The organism is Pseudomonas sp. Tul2A7 (assembly GCF_054790505.1).
The window spans coordinates 3,144,958-3,161,163 of the sequence record NZ_CP186499.1 but is presented as its reverse complement, the minus strand read 5'-3'; the positions used below and the strand labels follow the sequence as shown (position 1 = coordinate 3,161,163).

Annotated in this window: 12 protein-coding genes and 4 pseudogenes; 6 read left to right on the top strand and 10 right to left on the bottom strand. The window is 58.1% G+C overall.

What is annotated here, in order from left to right; genetic code table 11:
- Positions 1-15: 15 nt before the first annotated feature.
- Positions 16-414 carry a helix-turn-helix domain-containing protein gene (locus tag ACOYXJ_RS14290; RefSeq protein ID WP_460370044.1) on the bottom strand — a complete coding sequence of 133 codons (399 nt, stop codon included), beginning with the start codon at positions 412-414 and terminating at the stop codon, positions 16-18.
- Positions 415-788: 374 nt separating this feature from the next.
- On the opposite strand from ACOYXJ_RS14290, the gene ACOYXJ_RS14285 reads away from it, so the two are divergent.
- From ACOYXJ_RS14285 to ACOYXJ_RS14275, 3 genes are read left to right on the top strand one after another with little or no spacing between them, the layout of a single operon-like run.
- Positions 789-2,036, top strand: coding sequence for an S-type pyocin domain-containing protein (locus tag ACOYXJ_RS14285; protein ID WP_460370042.1), 1,248 nt, complete (start codon positions 789-791; stop codon positions 2,034-2,036).
- A gap of 8 nt (positions 2,037-2,044) precedes the next feature.
- A complete protein-coding gene (locus tag ACOYXJ_RS14280; RefSeq protein ID WP_102901122.1) occupies positions 2,045-2,314 on the top strand; it encodes a bacteriocin immunity protein in 270 nt (89 codons plus the stop codon).
- A gap of 16 nt (positions 2,315-2,330) precedes the next feature.
- The gene (locus ACOYXJ_RS14275; protein WP_460370040.1) at positions 2,331-2,600 is read left to right on the top strand and encodes a bacteriocin immunity protein; all 270 of its coding nucleotides are present in this window, start codon (positions 2,331-2,333) and stop codon (positions 2,598-2,600) included.
- A gap of 36 nt (positions 2,601-2,636) precedes the next feature.
- Here ACOYXJ_RS14275 and ACOYXJ_RS14270 read toward each other — a convergent pair whose 3' ends face one another.
- Positions 2,637-3,749, bottom strand: coding sequence for a DUF2817 domain-containing protein (locus ACOYXJ_RS14270; RefSeq protein ID WP_460370038.1), 1,113 nt, complete (start codon positions 3,747-3,749; stop codon positions 2,637-2,639).
- A 269-nt stretch (positions 3,750-4,018) separates the two neighbouring features.
- Here ACOYXJ_RS14270 and ggt point away from each other — a divergent pair, with 269 nt between their 5' ends.
- Entirely contained in the window at positions 4,019-5,851 is a 1,833-nt protein-coding gene (ggt, locus tag ACOYXJ_RS14265) for a gamma-glutamyltransferase (RefSeq protein WP_460370036.1), read from the top strand.
- A 141-nt stretch (positions 5,852-5,992) separates the two neighbouring features.
- On the opposite strand, the gene ACOYXJ_RS14260 is transcribed toward ggt, so the two are convergent.
- Genes ACOYXJ_RS14260 through tssI form a run of 4 tightly spaced genes read right to left on the bottom strand, consistent with a single transcriptional unit; the run spans position 5,993 to position 12,202 of the window.
- Positions 5,993-6,940, bottom strand: a complete 948-nt coding sequence (locus ACOYXJ_RS14260) for a hypothetical protein (RefSeq protein WP_460370034.1) — start codon at positions 6,938-6,940, stop codon at positions 5,993-5,995.
- Positions 6,931-9,624: a toxin VasX gene (locus ACOYXJ_RS14255; protein WP_460370032.1), complete on the bottom strand. Its 2,694-nt coding sequence runs from the start codon at positions 9,622-9,624 to the stop codon at positions 6,931-6,933. The genes ACOYXJ_RS14260 and ACOYXJ_RS14255 overlap by 10 nt, the downstream gene beginning before the upstream one ends.
- The gene (locus ACOYXJ_RS14250; RefSeq protein ID WP_150795552.1) at positions 9,621-10,187 is read right to left on the bottom strand and encodes a DUF4123 domain-containing protein; all 567 of its coding nucleotides are present in this window, start codon (positions 10,185-10,187) and stop codon (positions 9,621-9,623) included. The genes ACOYXJ_RS14255 and ACOYXJ_RS14250 overlap by 4 nt, the downstream gene beginning before the upstream one ends.
- Positions 10,184-12,202 (bottom strand): type VI secretion system tip protein TssI/VgrG, encoded by a 2,019-nt coding sequence (gene tssI, locus ACOYXJ_RS14245; protein ID WP_460370029.1) that lies wholly within the window; start codon positions 12,200-12,202, stop codon positions 10,184-10,186. Before tssI ends, ACOYXJ_RS14250 begins: the two co-directional genes overlap by 4 nt.
- A 576-nt stretch (positions 12,203-12,778) precedes the next feature.
- On the opposite strand from tssI, the gene ACOYXJ_RS14240 reads away from it, so the two are divergent.
- Together ACOYXJ_RS14240 and ACOYXJ_RS14235 are read left to right on the top strand one after the other, a co-directional pair.
- Positions 12,779-13,147, top strand: coding sequence for a DUF6124 family protein (locus ACOYXJ_RS14240; protein ID WP_150795811.1), 369 nt, complete (start codon positions 12,779-12,781; stop codon positions 13,145-13,147).
- A 103-nt stretch (positions 13,148-13,250) separates the two neighbouring features.
- Positions 13,251-13,397: pseudogene (locus tag ACOYXJ_RS14235) on the top strand (transcriptional regulator); the annotation flags it as partial.
- Positions 13,398-13,466: 69 nt separating this feature from the next.
- On the opposite strand, the gene ACOYXJ_RS14230 reads toward ACOYXJ_RS14235, so the two are convergent.
- The 4 genes and pseudogenes from ACOYXJ_RS14230 to ACOYXJ_RS14215 all read right to left on the bottom strand — a co-directional run.
- Positions 13,467-14,099 (bottom strand): LysE family translocator, encoded by a 633-nt coding sequence (locus ACOYXJ_RS14230; RefSeq protein WP_460370027.1) that lies wholly within the window; start codon positions 14,097-14,099, stop codon positions 13,467-13,469.
- Between the two features lie 74 nt (positions 14,100-14,173).
- Positions 14,174-14,774 (bottom strand): annotated as a pseudogene (locus tag ACOYXJ_RS14225) (flavin reductase family protein).
- A 166-nt stretch (positions 14,775-14,940) separates the two neighbouring features.
- Positions 14,941-15,378, bottom strand: a pseudogene (locus tag ACOYXJ_RS14220) (methyl-accepting chemotaxis protein); the annotation flags it as partial.
- Positions 15,379-15,480: 102 nt separating this feature from the next.
- Positions 15,481-16,167: pseudogene (locus tag ACOYXJ_RS14215) on the bottom strand (PAS domain-containing protein); the annotation flags it as partial.
- Positions 16,168-16,206 lie beyond the last annotated feature (39 nt).

Sequence of the window (16,206 nt, the reverse complement as noted above, 5' to 3'; positions counted from 1 at the left end):
AGTCTCGGTAATCTGTTACTTCAAAATATCCTTCTCTTCGTCGCTCGCTTTGGTCGCTGCCTGTGCGATCAGGGCGTCGAGCATCTGCGCAATGACCTTCTGCTGGACCTTCGAAAGCTCATTGATGGACTGCAGCCGTCGATACCACGTCGAGGTCAAGCTGCGTCTGGGCGTCTCCGTGTAAGAGGGAACCCCGAGCAGGTCTTCAACAGGCACGCGCAGCGCAAATGCCATCTTCACCAGTGTCGTGACCGGCATGCTGCGGGTGCCCTCCTCGTAGCCCTGAAAGGTTTGCCGGGAAAGACCTAAAGCCCTTGCAAACCGAGTCTGTGTGATCTCGTGCACTATGCGTAAGTGAGCAATGCGACTGCCCATCGCCACTAGAAAATCGCGGTCCTCATTGGAAATACTCATGACAATGGCCGACTGAAAATAGAGTTGAATGGCAACGGACTCATCCTTTTCATCTGAAATCCATCCTGGAAAAAACGATAGAAACCATCCTCAGGTAAAGGCGCGTAAGTTGTCGACCTGAAAAATCTGTAGGAAGAATTCAGGCGCGCCCTCCATCCAAAGCGAAAGACTACAAGCGCAAAACACCGCTGGTTCATCTGAATCAATCACCAATCAACAGGCCGAGAGAGCGCTGTAGGAAACAGTTCCGATTCAGGTACGAATTGGATTTTTCGTAAAACCACCCGCCTGAAACTCAACCCATCGGTTTGTCCGAATCCCCCATTGACCGACAAGCTTCCCTGGCTCGATTCAAAGCCATACAGGGAGTTGGCATGGCTCTATTCAAATCTCTCTTCGATGAAGACTGGCCTTGGGAACGTCCGAGATGGAACGGCTCGTGGGCCGCCTGGAATCCGCCTCCCCCTCCGGAGCCGGTGTACGTCGAAAAGGATGAATGGCCAACGCCCAAGCCCCGCGAAGATCAGGTGTTCGCCAAGTCCTGCACTGTGGATAACTGGTGCCGAACGGACGCCGGTACGGCACCCGAACCCGCCAGCAACTTCGGCAAGGTCATGGTCGCCGGCGCCATGCTCTTGCCCTCTGCCAGCACCGCTGTCGCGACGGCAATAGGTGCCGATCTGGCCTTGGGGCGGTTGGCGGGCGGCGGCATTCTGCAACAGCGCCTCAACTGGGCAATTCGCGGCGCTGCTGGGCCGGCCAGCGTGTTCGTCCTCGGGATGCTGCCGACCCGCATGGGCGACGGCACGCTGCACACCGACGAACAACTGCGCCGCATGAGCCACGCTCCCACTCGTGTGCGCTTCCAGTTTCGGCGTGATGCCGAAGGGGTCATGCAGGTTTACGGCATCCACTCCGGCGCTTCGGGCGATGACTCGGTGCGTACCGTCAAAGTCGAGTGGAACAGCGACAAGACTGCGATGGAGGCCAAGCTCAACGGCATCACGATTTTGTGGACGCCGCAACGCGGGCCACTCGGTTCAATGCCGCCGCTGGTTTATCCCGAACACGGCGAGCAACTGAACACGATCCTTGTTCACCCGATTCCAGAAAACACTGATACCCAGATAGAAGGCCTGCCCGGCGAGGACATTACTGCCGAGGATTGTATTCTGGTGTTCCCGGCGGACACTGGGCTTAAGTCGCTATATGTAGTGTTTTCGAGGCCGGCCAGACTGACGCCGGGTACGGTGACTGGGATTGGTGAGGATGTATCCGGGGTATGGTTGGAACATGCCCGGACTGGATCTGGCGCACCAATCCCAACCACTATTGCCGACTCACTGAGAGGGCGCGAATACTCTACTTTTGATTCATTCAGACGAGCCTTCTGGACCGCGGTCTCGAGAGATGGTGCGGTAGCCGGGCAGTTTAGCGATGACAGCTTGGAACGTATGCGCAACGGGAAGGCACCGCGAGCTCGCTTGATGGATACGGCGGGCAAGAGGATCTCTCACGAGATTCACCATGTGGAACTGATATCCGAAGGCGGCGAGGTCTATAACGTTGATAACCTGCGGATCCACACGCCAAAAAATCACGTCGAATTACACCAAGAATAGGGAACAGCATGAGCGATCCATTCATCAAGCGCAGCTTTTCGGACTACACCGAACATGACTTCGTTGAATTCGTGGACGAGATTAGAAAAGAAGATAAGGCGCCCACTGATGAGCGTGCAGATGTTTTAGTGCGGCACTTCAACTCTATTGTTGGACATCCAAGCGGGATGGACCTTATTTACTATCCAGAACCCGGAGCTGACACGTCGTCCGCTGGTATAGCTCGTACAGTCGCAGCATGGCGTGCAGCCAACGGACTGCCTGGTTTCAAGCAATAGGTATCGAACGCAAAATATGATCTCTCTTTTTACCAAAAACAGTATTTCGGAGTACACCGAGGCAGAATTTCTGCGTTTTATGCAGGAGATTCGAACAGCCAATAAAAATGCTTCTGACGATGTGCTTGACCCGATGTTAGATCACTTTTGCAGCATCACCGAACATCCAGATGGAACGGACTTGATCTACTACCCAGAAGATGGGGCGGACAACTCCAACGAAGGCATCACCGAAACTGTAAAAAAGTGGCGCGCTGCCAACGGACTTTCAGGCTTTAAACAGTAAGGCCCTACATGGGCCCTGGCTCAGACTCTACCCGGCCTACTCAGACTTCTTTGCAGTCAACGCCGCCAACCCCTTCCCCAAAATCTGCCGAGTCCGCAGCCCCACCATCGCCCGCCAATCCGGATCAGCCGGATAAAACTGCTCCAGCAAATTCACTTTGATCCCCCTCCCCGTCGCATCCAGCGGATCGCCATGCAAATGCAGCCAATGGTCATCGCGCAAATGCCGATGCACCTCCGGCCCCGGATACGTCCCGCACTCGATCACGAACGGCATCAGTTGCACGCTCGGCAACGCATTGAGCAACGCCTGCGAGGTGTACCCGGTAGCCGTCGCTGCCACACCGGTTTCGCTCAGGGTGTCGGCGCCGGTGTTCAGGGTGTAAAGCCATGGACCATAAATCGCCTGGGCTTGCGCGAGTGCCGGGTACGGCGCCTGGGTGATGGTCAGCAACATCGGATGACCGTACTCACCGGCGCCGGTGTGCAGGTCGAAACACATCACGGTTTCAGCGCCAGCCAGATGCGTTTCGATGATTTGATGCAGCGTGCGATTCGACCAGCTCGGCGCACGGCCACCATAGAACAGTCCATCGGGATGACTGTGCTGACCGCCCTCGACAATCGACATCACTGCCGGCCAGCCGTGTTCGGCAATCTGCGCATCGAGCAAGGCGTCGGTCCGCGCGCGCTCCGAACCGTTCAAATCGGTGCAGGCGTAAATCTCATGCAAGGTCCCGTAAGCGCGGTTATGCGGTAGCGGCCCGGTGAAATCGAGGTGATTGCGGTTGAGGTCGATGTTGTCTTCGTTGACCCGGCGCAACCACGCCGTGCCCCATGGGTTGATCAGGTGCACCATGACCACCGCGACATCCTTGGGCAGCGAACCAGGTTCGAAGGTTTTCAGCCAATCGATCTGACAATCCGAACCGTAATAACCCTCGACGCCATGCGTACCGCTGAGCGCTACCAGACGACGTTTTGCCTGTGGATCGCCGAGCACGGCGACGTCGGTGCTCAGCGGTTCGCCGAATGGCCCGCAACGCGGATGCGCGTAAGAGGTGAGCGTGGCGGCGGCGGCGTTGGCGGCGGCGAGAAACTGTTCGCGTTGATCACGGTAGCTGGATTCGGTGGGGAATTCGCTGTGCATTCTTGGCCTCTTGTGATTTTTATGCCTTTACCTTTGTAGGAGTGAGCCTGCTCGCGATCGCGGTGGGTCAGTCAGCAATGATGTTGAATGTGATGACGCTATCGCGAGCAGGCTCACTCCTACAGGGGATGCTGGTGCTCTATAAATTTGAGCTTGACCCTAGCGAACTTCCGCCCCGAAAAGAAAGACAAAAATGCCCATCGGTTTGCGTCGCGACCGGGCGGTCGATAAAGTCCCTGAGACTTTTATCCCACGGACGGAGAGCCCGCGTGTTTTCAGCCTTGCCCTTAAGCCGCTTTCGCCTGCCAGCCCTGACGCTGATCATCAGCGCCCTGACCCTCACCGCCTGCAACGCCCCGCCCTCCTCGACCTTGCCGCTGGCACCGGAAGCCGCGTCCGGTTTCCGCACCGATCTGCAAACCCGTCACGCCAGTAAACACATGGCCGCAGCTGCCAATCCACTGGCTGCGGAAGCCGGGCGCGAGATGCTGCGTCAGGGCGGTTCGGCGATTGATGCGGCGATTGCGATGCAAGCGGTGCTGACCCTGGTTGAGCCGCAGTCGTCCGGGATCGGTGGCGGCGCGATGATCGTGCTGTGGGACGGCAAACAGGTGCGCACTTATGACGGCCGCGAAACCGCACCGGCCGGCGCCACCGAGAAGCTGTTCTTGCGTGCCGATGGCCAGCCGATGGCGTTCCCGCAGGCGCAGATCGGCGGTCGTTCGGTGGGTACCCCGGGGGTGTTGCGCGCGCTGGAAATGGCACATAAACAACACGGTCGCCTGCCATGGGCGAAGCTGTTTGAACCAGCGATCAAACTGTCCGAGCAAGGCTTTGCGATCTCTGCGCGTTTGCACTCGCTGCTGGAATCAGATCCAGTCATCCGCCAGTCGCCGGATATGGCCAAGTACTTCCTCAATGCCGATGGCAGCGTCAAAGCCGTCGGCACGCGCCTGCAAAACCCGGCATTGGCTGCAGTGCTCAAACGCATCGCCAACGAGGGCCCGGATGCGTTGTACAAAGGCCCGATCGCCGAAGAAATCGTCGCCAAGGTGCAGGGCCACGCCAACCCCGGCAGCCTGTCGCTGAACGATCTGCAGCGCTATCAGGCCAAGGAGCGCGCGCCGCTGTGCACCGACTACAAACGCTGGCAGGTTTGCGGCATGCCGCCACCGTCGTCGGGCGGGATCGCCGTGGCGCAGATTCTCGGTACGTTACAGGCACTGGAAACCCGCGATCCACGTCTTTCCCTGACGCCGCTCAAACCGGTTAAAACCGACAAACCAGCCGGCATCGAACCGGCGCCAGAGGCTGTGCATCTGATCGCCGAAGCCGAGCGTCTGGCCTACGCCGACCGTGCGCAATACGTCGCCGATACTGACTTCGTGCCGGTGCCGGTCAAGGGCTTGGTCGATCCGGGTTATCTGGCCAGCCGCGCCAGCCTGATCGGCGAACGCAGCATGGGCAGCGCCAAACCGGGCACACCGCCGGGCGTGCAGGTCGCCTACGCGCCGGACCGCTCTCCGCTGCGCATCTCCACCTCGCAAGTGGTCGCGGTGGATGACCTCGGTGGCGCGGTGTCGATGACCACTACCATCGAAGCCGCGTTCGGCTCGCACCTGATGGTTCAGGGTTTCCTGCTCAACAACCAGATGACCGACTTCTCGTTCATCCCCGAAGAAAACGGGCAGAAAGTCGCCAACCGCGTCGAACCCGGCAAACGCCCACGCTCGTCGATGGCGCCCACGCTGATCTTCGACCGCAACAGCGGCGAATTCCTCGCCAGCGTCGGCTCACCGGGCGGCTCGCAGATCATCGAATACGTGGCGAAAACCACCGTCGGCCTGCTCGACTGGAACCTCGACCCGCAAAGCGCCATCAGCCTGCCCAACTTCGGCAGCCGCAACGGCCCGACCGAACTGGAACAAGGCCAGTTCAGCCCGGCGCTGATTCAGGCACTGAAAGACAAAGGGCATGCGGTGAATGAAATCGACATGACCAGCGGCACCCAGGCCATCGTGCGGGTCAAGGATGCGCAGGGGAAAGCGTCGTTGGAGGGTGGCGCGGATCCTCGGCGTGAAGGAGAGGCGCTGGGGGACTGAGGACTGCGCAGTGAATGGAAAAGGCTTACCGGGAGGTAGGCCTTTTTTATTGGGCAGTTTGCGAAATATTGATAGTCGCCATTGGCGGCTGCCTATTTCGCGGGCACGGAGTTCGGCAGTCTTAGCCATGAACTCACAAAGCTATTCAGCGAGTTTTTGGTGTGACTCCAAATCCACAAGCCGAGAAACAGGACCATTGGCTTTCAGGCGCTCAGTGACCACTTTTGGCCACAGGTTTCGGGAGCGGCGTTTGGCAACGCTGTAGGTGAATTCCTGGATTCGAAAACAGGGATAAAGAAGAAATGTGCAGACAACCATTACTACGTCGGTTCCGCCCAAGTAATTTCTTCCGCCATTTTCGGCTCTGGTTTTTTTAATGCCATCGAGGGTGTCCTTGAACGCTCCGCTCATGTTGGGTTTCACTGCCAATTGGCTCTTTACAAAAGCATCCGACTCACTGTGGTTGCCGTGTTCATCAAAATAAGGACCGTTGTTCATGTATGAGCGGATGTACTCCCAAAAACCCTTTTGCATTTCCAGGGATTTACCAAATGGAGCACCGAGGCTGACCATGAGCGCCACTTCCGGCTCTTCAAATTTCCACACCCGGATTTCCAGCGATGCGCTCTGCATTCCGCCTATGTGGGTGCCAACAACCTGGAACTCATTGGCTACGGCTGACATGCCATCCCATGGTGCGTGAAACAGTTCACCGTTGTAATCGAAATACACCTCACGAGTGCGGCGATTGAACAGAATGGGTAGAGGTAGCGGCCGGAGTGTTTCCCAAAGGAAGGGCACCATGAAAAATGCCGCTGACATAATCAGACCTGTTGGTACTCCTTCCCACTTCCCGTTAAACATCAGTAATACAGCGAGGCCTATACAAGTGACTCCACCCACTCCACCTAACATTCCAGTCCATAATCCCCGGAAAGAATCCCCCCCTGATTGCAACGCCAAGTAATGTTCGGTGTGTTCATCGGTAATAAACAGCTCCATTGGCTGCTCGCCAGTAGGTGTACTGGCATCAAGGATCACGGCGGATGAAGTACTGTTTCGAGTTTGTTCCGGGCTGTTCATATCCATGCTCGTTCCATGATCGTGACTGCTGGCAGCGTCAGTCCTTCTTGTGGGGAATAGATCAACTCACCCTCGATCCGCATCAAGTCCCGCACTCCATCCTCATGGTAAACACGGCGATACGGAGTGGTTCCTGGTGAGGCAGGAATGCGGCTGCCGCTATGCAGAGCAAAGTCCTTACCCGTCCATTCGACCTTTTTGATTTTCTCTGGATGGTAACCAAGGGTATCGCCCCAGACCTCGCTGCCCTTGAAATGAATCATTGCCTCGGTCAGCAATACGTTTTCCCCAGGCAGTTTCAGCACTAAATACGTGGAGGTGACTTGCCCCTGATACGGGTTCATCTCTGACAGGCGTCGGGCTTCAAAACTGATGGGAAAAAGAATGGGGTACAACTTATCCATGGACTGGGTGTAGCTGCTCGACCAGGTATCGTTCGAGCGGATGCCAAAACGACTGTGTTTTACCCACTGCTCCAAAGGCGAGTCCGCTGTGTAGAGCCGGGCGATGACACACGCGACAATTACCACAGTGAAGCCCAATATTTTTACTCCTATATGTGGTGCGACGTTCATCCCTGCTGCAATGGCCGATGCCTCGCCGGCCAGCACAGCCGCTTGGGCAGCACGGTAGGCCCGAAAAAGTTTTACATAGAGCACTACGCTGGATATATCGGCGCCGACGATTGCCAGATTCGTAACCATGGAATCAAAATCGCCAGCCTGATAGGCGTCGAAAGCCTCCATCCCGTAGATTGCGGCATCTAGACTTAGAACAACAACTTGTGCAGCTGCAACCGCAGCTGCAAAGCCCAGCGCTCTAATCAAAAGTAACCTTGCTGGTACTGAAGTTCCCCCGCTCTGTCGCACAGCCGAAGCCCAATCAACCTCCGTCACGCGCTGAGCGACGGCAGCAACGGCAGCAGCAACACCAAATGCAGCACCAGATATTCCCACCCATTTTTTGGTTGTTTCGCTCTCAACCAACTGCCCCGCCGCCCAAACAAAATTCCCCCCCGCCACCAACGTCACCAAAACCTTCACCGGCGCCTTACTCAACGCCCCCTTCAAATCAAACACACCACTCAACTCCCCCCCTGCCGCCAGATTCACCGGCAACGGCGCCAACTGGGTACTGGCCGGCACCAAATGCATGAACGGAATCCCCGCCGACACTCCACTGGCCAGCGAAGCAACATTCAAATGCGCGGGCGGTGTCTGCCGAGTGCCCATCAAGTCGCTGTACCACTCACCCAATTGGCGCGACGTAACAGCCAGCGTCTGAATGCGCTGATCGCTGCGGGCCAATGCTGCCGCCATGTACAGGCGCCCGGCGTTGCTGGCGGCATTGTCGGCCTGATGCAGTTGCAGCGCGGCGACGGGGGCGAGGGACAAGAACAATGCTTCAAGACTGGCCGCCGGATTGTGTTGCTTGAGCTTGTCGGCGGCTTTGTTCAGCCCTTCGGCATGGGCAAAGGCTCTGGCCAGTTTGTCGGCGCTCTCTTGAACAGCCGCTTTGTTGTCGCGCGTCAGGTCGCCGAAGTCCACGATGTATTTGATTTCGCCAATGCTCAGCCGCGACGGTAACCCGAGTAACGCCCAAAGCAGCCATGGCTTGCCGGCCTTGTCCCCTTCCAGATTGAGGGTAATGGCCGCAGCGCCAATGCTAGTGCTAGCCGGCCCGAGGCAGGCTTCGGCGAAATGCAGCTCGAAGGCTTCTCGGGCAATCGCCTGGGTAATGTCGAAGTGGCCGCAAGCCGTGTCCATGCTCGACGGGCCGGTCGCTTGCAGGGTGTTGAACCATGCCACCCAGAGTTGAGCAAGATGCCGAACATCAGCGGTATATCGCTCGTTTTGTGCCTCTTGATCCTTCCATGTCCGCTGGAGTTCGTCGTAGCGAGTAATGGACGGCAGTTGCGCATTCAACTGACGGTCGCTTTCGCTCAGGGACTTGAGAACACCGGCTATCGCCCATTCTTCGGCGTGATGCTCCTGATAGCTGTCGAACGCGTTTTTGCGTGCACGGATCAGTGCAGCGAGGTCAAACAGTACGCCCCACGGATCATCGATGAGTGCAAAGGTCTGTTGCTCGCACGCCCTCATCTGTCGCTGCATTTTCAACCAGTCAGGCGCGTGCTCCGTTTCAGGCTGAGCGCTCCAGCCGTACCGTGTTGCATCGGCGTATTCGCCGATCTGTTTGCCGACGGTTTCGACCGGGCCGCTGAACGGTGCCACGCCCGGGACAAGATTGCGCATGATGCGCTTACGCACGGCGGCATCGGTTTTGGCTGAAAGATATTGCGGCTCGCTCCAGCGAACGGGCGACCACACCAATGCGGCAGGGTCACCGGCCCGCAACAGTAGATGCGGCTTGACCCGCGTGTCGATCACGTTGCCCGCGCGCGGGGTTTGGGTGAGCAATGCCTTTTCGACTTGATACTCCACCAGTTGGGCTGGCTTGCTTTCCCAGACGTAAAGCCAGCCATCACGCAACAAACGGGCGGTGTAGTTGAGTGGATGCTCAGTCAGGTCAGGATGGCGCGGCCCAAGCTCGGGGAATTGCCCCGTCAGCGCAGGCAAGCCATGAGCATCGGTGGCAACAGAGGCCGTCGGGCCAATTGCGTAACGCAATGGCAGAACGGCGGCGAACAGCGGGCAAGTGCCAAAGCGATTCTTGTGGCCGGCGCTCATGGGTTTGTCTCCGGATTGGCCGGCAGACTGAGCGCCAGCAGCAGTGACTCAGACAGGGTTATTTGCGCGACCAGAGCTTTTTCCTCTGGTGCCGAATCGTATTCCGGATGCTGGTTTTCCCAGGCGCAGACAGCCCCGTTTCCGTGCCTCAGCCAGACACTGTCGACACCAAACCAGAAGCCTTTCGGCCATTGCGCACTTGCCATCCAAGCGCGGGTCAGCGCCGGGCCGTCGGCCAGGCGCAACCAGAATTCTTGTTGTTGCTCGTCAACGATCCGTAAGCGGCGCTGCAGAATCGACAGCAATTGCTGGGTGGTTTTAGACGTTGCCAGCCATACGCCGTGTTGCAGATCCGCGCCGCTCCACCACGCGGTATGGGTCGCACTGCCGATTGAGGCGTTAAGCAAAAACGGTCCGCAAGCGCTGATTGGCTCGTAAGCGGTGCGGTTGAACAGCGACTGCGGATGGTCAGGACCGTAGTGCTCGTGAAGCCAACCCGTGCCGTCCTTATATTGAGATCCGTCGATCAGGAGCAATCCTTTGTTCGGGCTATCTGACTTCATGCTTCAGCCCTCCCGGCGGCATCGCATACCGGACAAATGCCGGTATCCGCCTCACGAAAGACGATGGCTTGTTTGAGCAGTGCCTCCATCGGGATCGCTTCAACGACAATATCCTCGGCTGCTGCCGCCAACGCCGTCTGCGCCGGCACACCGGCCACTGGCGCGCCACCCTCGACGATGGCCACACTGCTGAAGATCCCGCCCGAATTGATAACGATGTGATGCCCACCCGCCGTCAGCGTCAGACTCGTGACGGCATCAATCACCACTTGGCTGGCCGTAACGCGCGCATGCAGGCCAGCCTGAATCACCAGCGTGCCGTCCGCCGTGGTGCTGCTGTTGCCACTGATGCTGAGCACGTCGTCGGTGCCGATGACGGTGTTACGCATACCCTCAGTGGTGTGCCGTTCATCAGCCTTGATCAGGCTGGTGCTGTGGTTGTCGACCTGTTCGATGCGGTCATGACGGATCAGGCTGTGGCTGTCATTGAGGATCAGTTGTTCGAAATCACGCTCGGCGCGAAGGTAGATTTTTTCCTGGCCGGCGCGGTCTTCGATCATCAGTTCGTTGTAGCCGCCGGTGTGCGGTGAACTGTGGCTGCGCAGCACGGTTCTGGTCTTGTGCTCGGGCAAGGCGTAGGGCGGGGACTTGACCTTGTTGGGCACGCAACCGGTGATCAATGGCTTGTCCGGATCACCTTCGAGAAAGGTCACCACGACTTCCATGCCGATGCGTGGAATCGTCACTGAACCGAAGCCTTCCCCAGCCCAACTCGATGAAACCCTGATCCAGCAACTGCTGCGCTCGCTGTTGAATTCGGCTCGGTCCCAATTGAACTCGCACTTAATACGGCCGAATTCATCGCAATCCGTTTCCTCATGGGCCGGCCCGGTGACGCGGGCGGTCTGACAGACCAGCGGCCGACGTGGTGCTGGCAACGGTGGGCGAAACACTACCTCGGCAGGAATCACACTAAAAGTGTTGCGATAGCCTTGGGTGAAACCATCAGCGGCTTTGGTGTCGCTGGTGACCGATTCTTCGAGCACTTGTGGCTGTCGGCCGGTGTGCGACACGCTGAGCAACAACCACAGGTCATTGCAGGTTTTACGCGGGTGTTCGGTCAGTTCGAACAAGTGGCCGCAGCGCAGGTTTGCCTGATCGCTTTGACCTTCGCCAAGCTCATAGTCGCTACGATGTCGCTCTAGCGCTTGCCGGGCCAGTTGTTTGCCGCATTTTTCGTTTTCTATTAACAGTGGGTAGCGATAGTCCTCCAGCGCCGGGGTGAACTCGGCGGTGAAGTGGCTTTCGAGCAATAGACTTGGGCGTTTCAAGTCGTAGTCGCGGCGAGTGACCGCGCTGGTTCGGGTGCTGGTTCGTACGCTGAAGCGGCTGACCACCGAGTGTTCAGCGACCATTCCGGAGTCTTGCTGATACGGCGTGGCGCCGAGTTTGGGCAGGAACACCTGATCGTCGGTGAACACCAGCAGATGCCCATCCGCCGAGTGCTGGTGATGCCAGGCAATGCCGTCCTCGGCGCATAACCTTTGAATGAATTCCAGGTCAGATTCCGCGTACTGCGTGCAGTATTCGCGAGCGGCGCTGGTGCTGACGTGGAAGGTAAACGCATCGGCCTGAATGCCATGGCCGTTGAGCACTTGGGCGATGATCTGCGGCACGTTCAAGCGTTGAAAAATCCGCTGATTGTGGCTGAACTGCAAATAGTGCAGTGCCGGCACCAGCGTCAGGTGATAGCGCGTCAGGCGTTTACCGGCCTCACCGACCAAGACGTCTTCGATACGACCGTGAATGCCTTCACCGTTGTGGCCAAATTGCAGAAACGCCGGTTGGCTGAGCACGCTCTCCAGATCGAAATCCGGGTGCTCGCTGACCAGTTCAATGTGGATGCCGTAGAGGGTGCTGATCGCTTCGGTGCCGCTGAAGGCCAGCACCTGGAAGTCGTGACGAATAGCGGGAATCTGCAACGCGAAATGCGCCGCATTGGCCGACCGGAACATACGCTTATCCTTAAGCAAAGAGGAAAAGAGCGCGATGTCCAAACCGCCCATGGTTTGTGCTCGCGAGAACTGGCGGGCACGGTAACAAGGGGGCTGATGATTTTATGTAGGGTGCTTCTCTCGTCCATGTAGGACGGCTCGCGAACTAAGACGCGCGTCAACGAGAGTGAGTATTAGGCAAGTCACCCCTTCAAAATGCTCAGTCAACAATGCACCGATCGATCTGCGCGGCGGACTGCGTATTTCAATTCGGGATGTTTAACGCCCGCGATAAAAATACAGAACCGTCCCACAAGGTTTTCAGGTTGTCCGTCGGACGTCCGCTCTCTAGGCTGTGCTCGTCGCTGCCAATTCAGTGACCGGGATTGGAAACCCCGAGTAGAACCGAGCGCACAAGCTCCTTTCATAACGTATCCTTGCGCACCTTCATGGTGTGCACTCCGTTATGGCGGCTGTGCGTGGGAGACCTTCGGGTCAACCGGGTTCTCCGTTCCCCGGGTTTCCAACCTGCGCACAGCTGCCACCCCTTCGTTCGGAAACCGAATGGGTCAGCTCCAATCCTGATCGGAGAACATCATGAAAAAGCCAACACCCAATCCCCCCGAAACAAACACCGATCCAACCTCCCCCTACGCCTCCATCGACAGCAAAAAACTCCACGAAGCGGCCGACCGCGCCCTCGACCACTACCTCAAACCGACCGCTCACCTCATGGCGTCCAGTCGCCCCTACGAACCGATGTACCTCGCCAACCCGGTGTACGACACCGAATCGTTGTTGGCCAATGCCAGCGAAACGTTGGGCTCGGTCACCGAGATGCTCAACAACTTCGCCGCCATGCTTGATACCTCACACCGCAAGACCGCGCTGGGCATCGCGCAAATCGTCATGCTGACTGAGCTGGCGGTGAATCAGGCGCTGGATAACGTTCAACCGACGGCGTAATTACTGCGGCGCATAAAAAATCCGATGCCCGTACAGGCATCGGATTTTTCTTGCAGCTAAAAGCCAAGCAAGCGGTCACGACTGGCCTGAAATGGAGTAGCCCGTGAACATTCGAATAATTCATGACGAAGCAGACTACCGTGAGGCGCTCAAAGACGTGTCTGCCCTTTTCGACAATGAGCCAGAGCCGGGCTCTCCTGAAGGTGATTACTTCGGCGAAATGGTCACTCTCATCGAGACCTATGAAGCAAATCTGCTCCAGCACTCGCTGAAGAAATACCGGGGTTGAAAGAAACTGAAAACGCAGCCTCTTTCAGAATTAGCGACTAGCCACCAAATGCGCACCAAACAGCAGATAACAACCGCCCGCCAACCGATCCAGCCATTGCCGCGAACGTTCGTAAACACCGGCAATCCGCCGACTGGCGAAGAACAGCGCCACGCTGCAATACCAACTGAACGACAACGTGGCCATGGTCATCACCGCCAACGCCAGCAGCAACGGCGGTATATGGGCAGGCATCGCGGTTGCGAAGATTGTTGCGACGAAAAGCGCCGATTTCGGGTTGGTCATGTTGCCCAGAAAACCGCGCCCGTAAGCACCGAGCAACGTTTGCTGCGCAGCATCTAAAGCGCCTGGGACGATGGGCGCCTTGCGCTTGAATTGCTTGAGCCCGAGATAGATCAGGTAACAGCCGCCGGCGATCTTGAAGCTAAGGTAAAGCGCCGGTGCCGCGCTGAACAATGACTGGATGCCCAGACCGCCCGCCAGTCCCCACAACACCGTTCCGCTGGCGACGCCGAGCGCCGCTACCACGCCATGGCGGCGGGAGCGGCTGACTGCCAGTTGAGCGATGTTGAAGAAGTTCGGGCCGGGCGTGACCACCGCAACCGTCCACAGCAACGCCAGCGACAGCAGCGGAGCGAGATAACTCGAAAGGGAAAGATCCATGGGGGCATGTGCCTGATTGGTTCGACAATGCCCCTACCTTGCAACATTCGGCAATGGTTTGCCATCAACCAACGTTAAAGCGCCAGCGTCTTGCCATCCACCGCATCACCAATCGTCAGGAAATGCCCGCCCGCCACGTGGTGCAGCGTGCGCAAACCATCATGCCCCTCGAAATGCCAGCGCCCCTCACTGAACACGCGCTCATCGGCGTGGGCGGCGATGACTTCGGCGAGGAACAGATCGTATTGCTCGTGATTGCGCGGCTCGGGCAACAAGCGGCATTCGAGCCAAGCGACGCATCCTTCGAGCAGTGGCGCTTCGACCTGTTCACCGCTAAAAGTCTGCAAGCCGTAAGCCTGAAACTTGTCCTGCCCCTGGTTTTGAGTGATTTCCAGACCTGACGTGTTTGCCAACGGTTTGCACGATGTCGGCCTGATTGACACACGGCACGTTGAGGACGAAGGTGCCGGACGCTTCTAGCAGTTGCCGCGTCCAGGTGGATTTGTCGAGTACCACGGCAACTTTCGGCGGTTCGAAATCCAGCGGCATCGCCCACGCAGCAGCCATGATGTTGCGCTGGCCGTCATGGGCAGCGCTGACCAGTACGGTCGGGCCGTGGTTGAGCAAACGGTAGGCTTTGTTCAGGGGCACCGGGCGGCGGTGGGAGTCGCTCATGGGGATCTGCTCCGGGGAAAAAGAGCGGATTGTAGCGCTGTCACTGAAGAAACACAGATTCGGTGGGAGCGAGCCTGCTCGCGAAAGCGCTGTGTCAGTCAACAGCACTGCTGAGTGAACTGACGCCTTCGCGAGCAGGCTCGCTCCCACATGGGATCAGTGGAGATCAGTGAGAGAGTTGATTGGCGAACTGGCCGACCGCATCCACCACTTTCTGCGCGCCGTCCTGAATCTCGACGATCACCGTGCCCGCCTCCGCCGCCAGCGCCAGGCCTTGCTCGGCCTGGTGTTTGCCGTCGGTCATCAGCGCCACGGCGTTGCGCGCCATTTCCTGGTTCTGACGCACCACGCCGACGATTTCCTCGGTCGCCTGGCTGGTACGTGAAGCCAGTTGTCGCACTTCATCGGCCACCACCGCAAAACCACGGCCCTGCTCACCGGCGCGCGCCGCCTCAATGGCAGCGTTGAGCGCCAGCAGGTTGGTCTGTTCGGCAATCCCGCTGATGGTTTTGACGATGGTGCCAATCACCAGCGACTGCTCGTTCAGAGCTTCAATGCCTTCGCTGGCTGTCTGCATATGCCGCGACAAGTCACGCATCACATTCACCGCTTCGGTCACCACGGTGGTGCCGCGCTGAGCGGTGCTGTCGGTTTGTTGCGAGGTGCTGTAGGCAATGCTGGCCGCATCGGCGACGGCTTGTTCGCGATTGACCTGATCAGTGATGACCGTTGCGAACTTCACCACTTTGTACAGTTTGTTGTTGGCATCGACCACCGGGTTGTAGGACGCCTCTAGCCAGACTGTACGACCATGGCTGTCGACACGCTTAAAGCGGTCAGCTACAAACTCGCCGTTGTTCAAACGGCGCCAGAAGTTCTGGTACTCGGCGCTGTTGTATTCCTCGGGGGTGCAGAAGGTGCGGTGATGTTTGCCCTTGATCTGCGCCAGGCTGTAACCCATGCCGTTGAGGAAGCGCTCGTTGGCGTTCAGCACATTGCCATTGAGGTCGAACTCGATTACGGCAGTGGAGCGCACCAGCGCGCCGATCAGGTTTTCGTGCTCGCGGGAAGCTTCGATGGTGCGGGTCAGGTCGCTGGAGTAGATCGAGATGTGCTTGATCCGCCCATCCGAAGAGCGCACAGGCTGGGCGATCGAACGCAGCCAGGCCTCTTCGCCATTACCACGCAACAGGCGCACGGCCCCGGCGAAGTGCTCGCCTCGGCTCATTGCGTTCTTGAAGCGGCGGTAGAACTCGTCGGACTTGACGTGGGCCGGCACGATGTCTTCAAGCGCCCGGCCAATCAGGTCCTGGCTCTTGTAGAGCATCTCGTTGAGGAAGTTCTGGTTGACCGATTGAATCCGTCCGTCGGGTTCGAGGGTCAGCACCAGCATCTCGCTTTCCAGGCTTTCCTTCACTTGCTGAAGGCTGGA

What these genes read in the sequence shown, in the direction of transcription:
- tssI (WP_460370029.1), bottom strand. Translation starts at nt 12,202, where the DNA reads ATGTTCCGGTCGGCCAATGCGGCGCATTTCGCGTTGCAGATTCCCGCT.
- ACOYXJ_RS14270 (WP_460370038.1), bottom strand. Translation starts at nt 3,749, where the DNA reads ATGCACAGCGAATTCCCCACCGAATCCAGCTACCGTGATCAACGCGAA.
- ACOYXJ_RS14260 (WP_460370034.1), bottom strand. Translation starts at nt 6,940, where the DNA reads ATGGATATGAACAGCCCGGAACAAACTCGAAACAGTACTTCATCCGCC.
- ACOYXJ_RS14250 (WP_150795552.1), bottom strand. Translation starts at nt 10,187, where the DNA reads ATGAAGTCAGATAGCCCGAACAAAGGATTGCTCCTGATCGACGGATCT.
- ACOYXJ_RS14290 (WP_460370044.1), bottom strand. Translation starts at nt 414, where the DNA reads ATGAGTATTTCCAATGAGGACCGCGATTTTCTAGTGGCGATGGGCAGT.
- ACOYXJ_RS14255 (WP_460370032.1), bottom strand. Translation starts at nt 9,624, where the DNA reads ATGAGCGCCGGCCACAAGAATCGCTTTGGCACTTGCCCGCTGTTCGCC.
- ACOYXJ_RS14240 (WP_150795811.1), top strand. Translation starts at nt 12,779, where the DNA reads ATGAAAAAGCCAACACCCAATCCCCCCGAAACAAACACCGATCCAACC.
- ACOYXJ_RS14230 (WP_460370027.1), bottom strand. Translation starts at nt 14,099, where the DNA reads ATGGATCTTTCCCTTTCGAGTTATCTCGCTCCGCTGCTGTCGCTGGCG.
- ACOYXJ_RS14285 (WP_460370042.1), top strand. Translation starts at nt 789, where the DNA reads ATGGCTCTATTCAAATCTCTCTTCGATGAAGACTGGCCTTGGGAACGT.
- ACOYXJ_RS14275 (WP_460370040.1), top strand. Translation starts at nt 2,331, where the DNA reads ATGATCTCTCTTTTTACCAAAAACAGTATTTCGGAGTACACCGAGGCA.
- ACOYXJ_RS14280 (WP_102901122.1), top strand. Translation starts at nt 2,045, where the DNA reads ATGAGCGATCCATTCATCAAGCGCAGCTTTTCGGACTACACCGAACAT.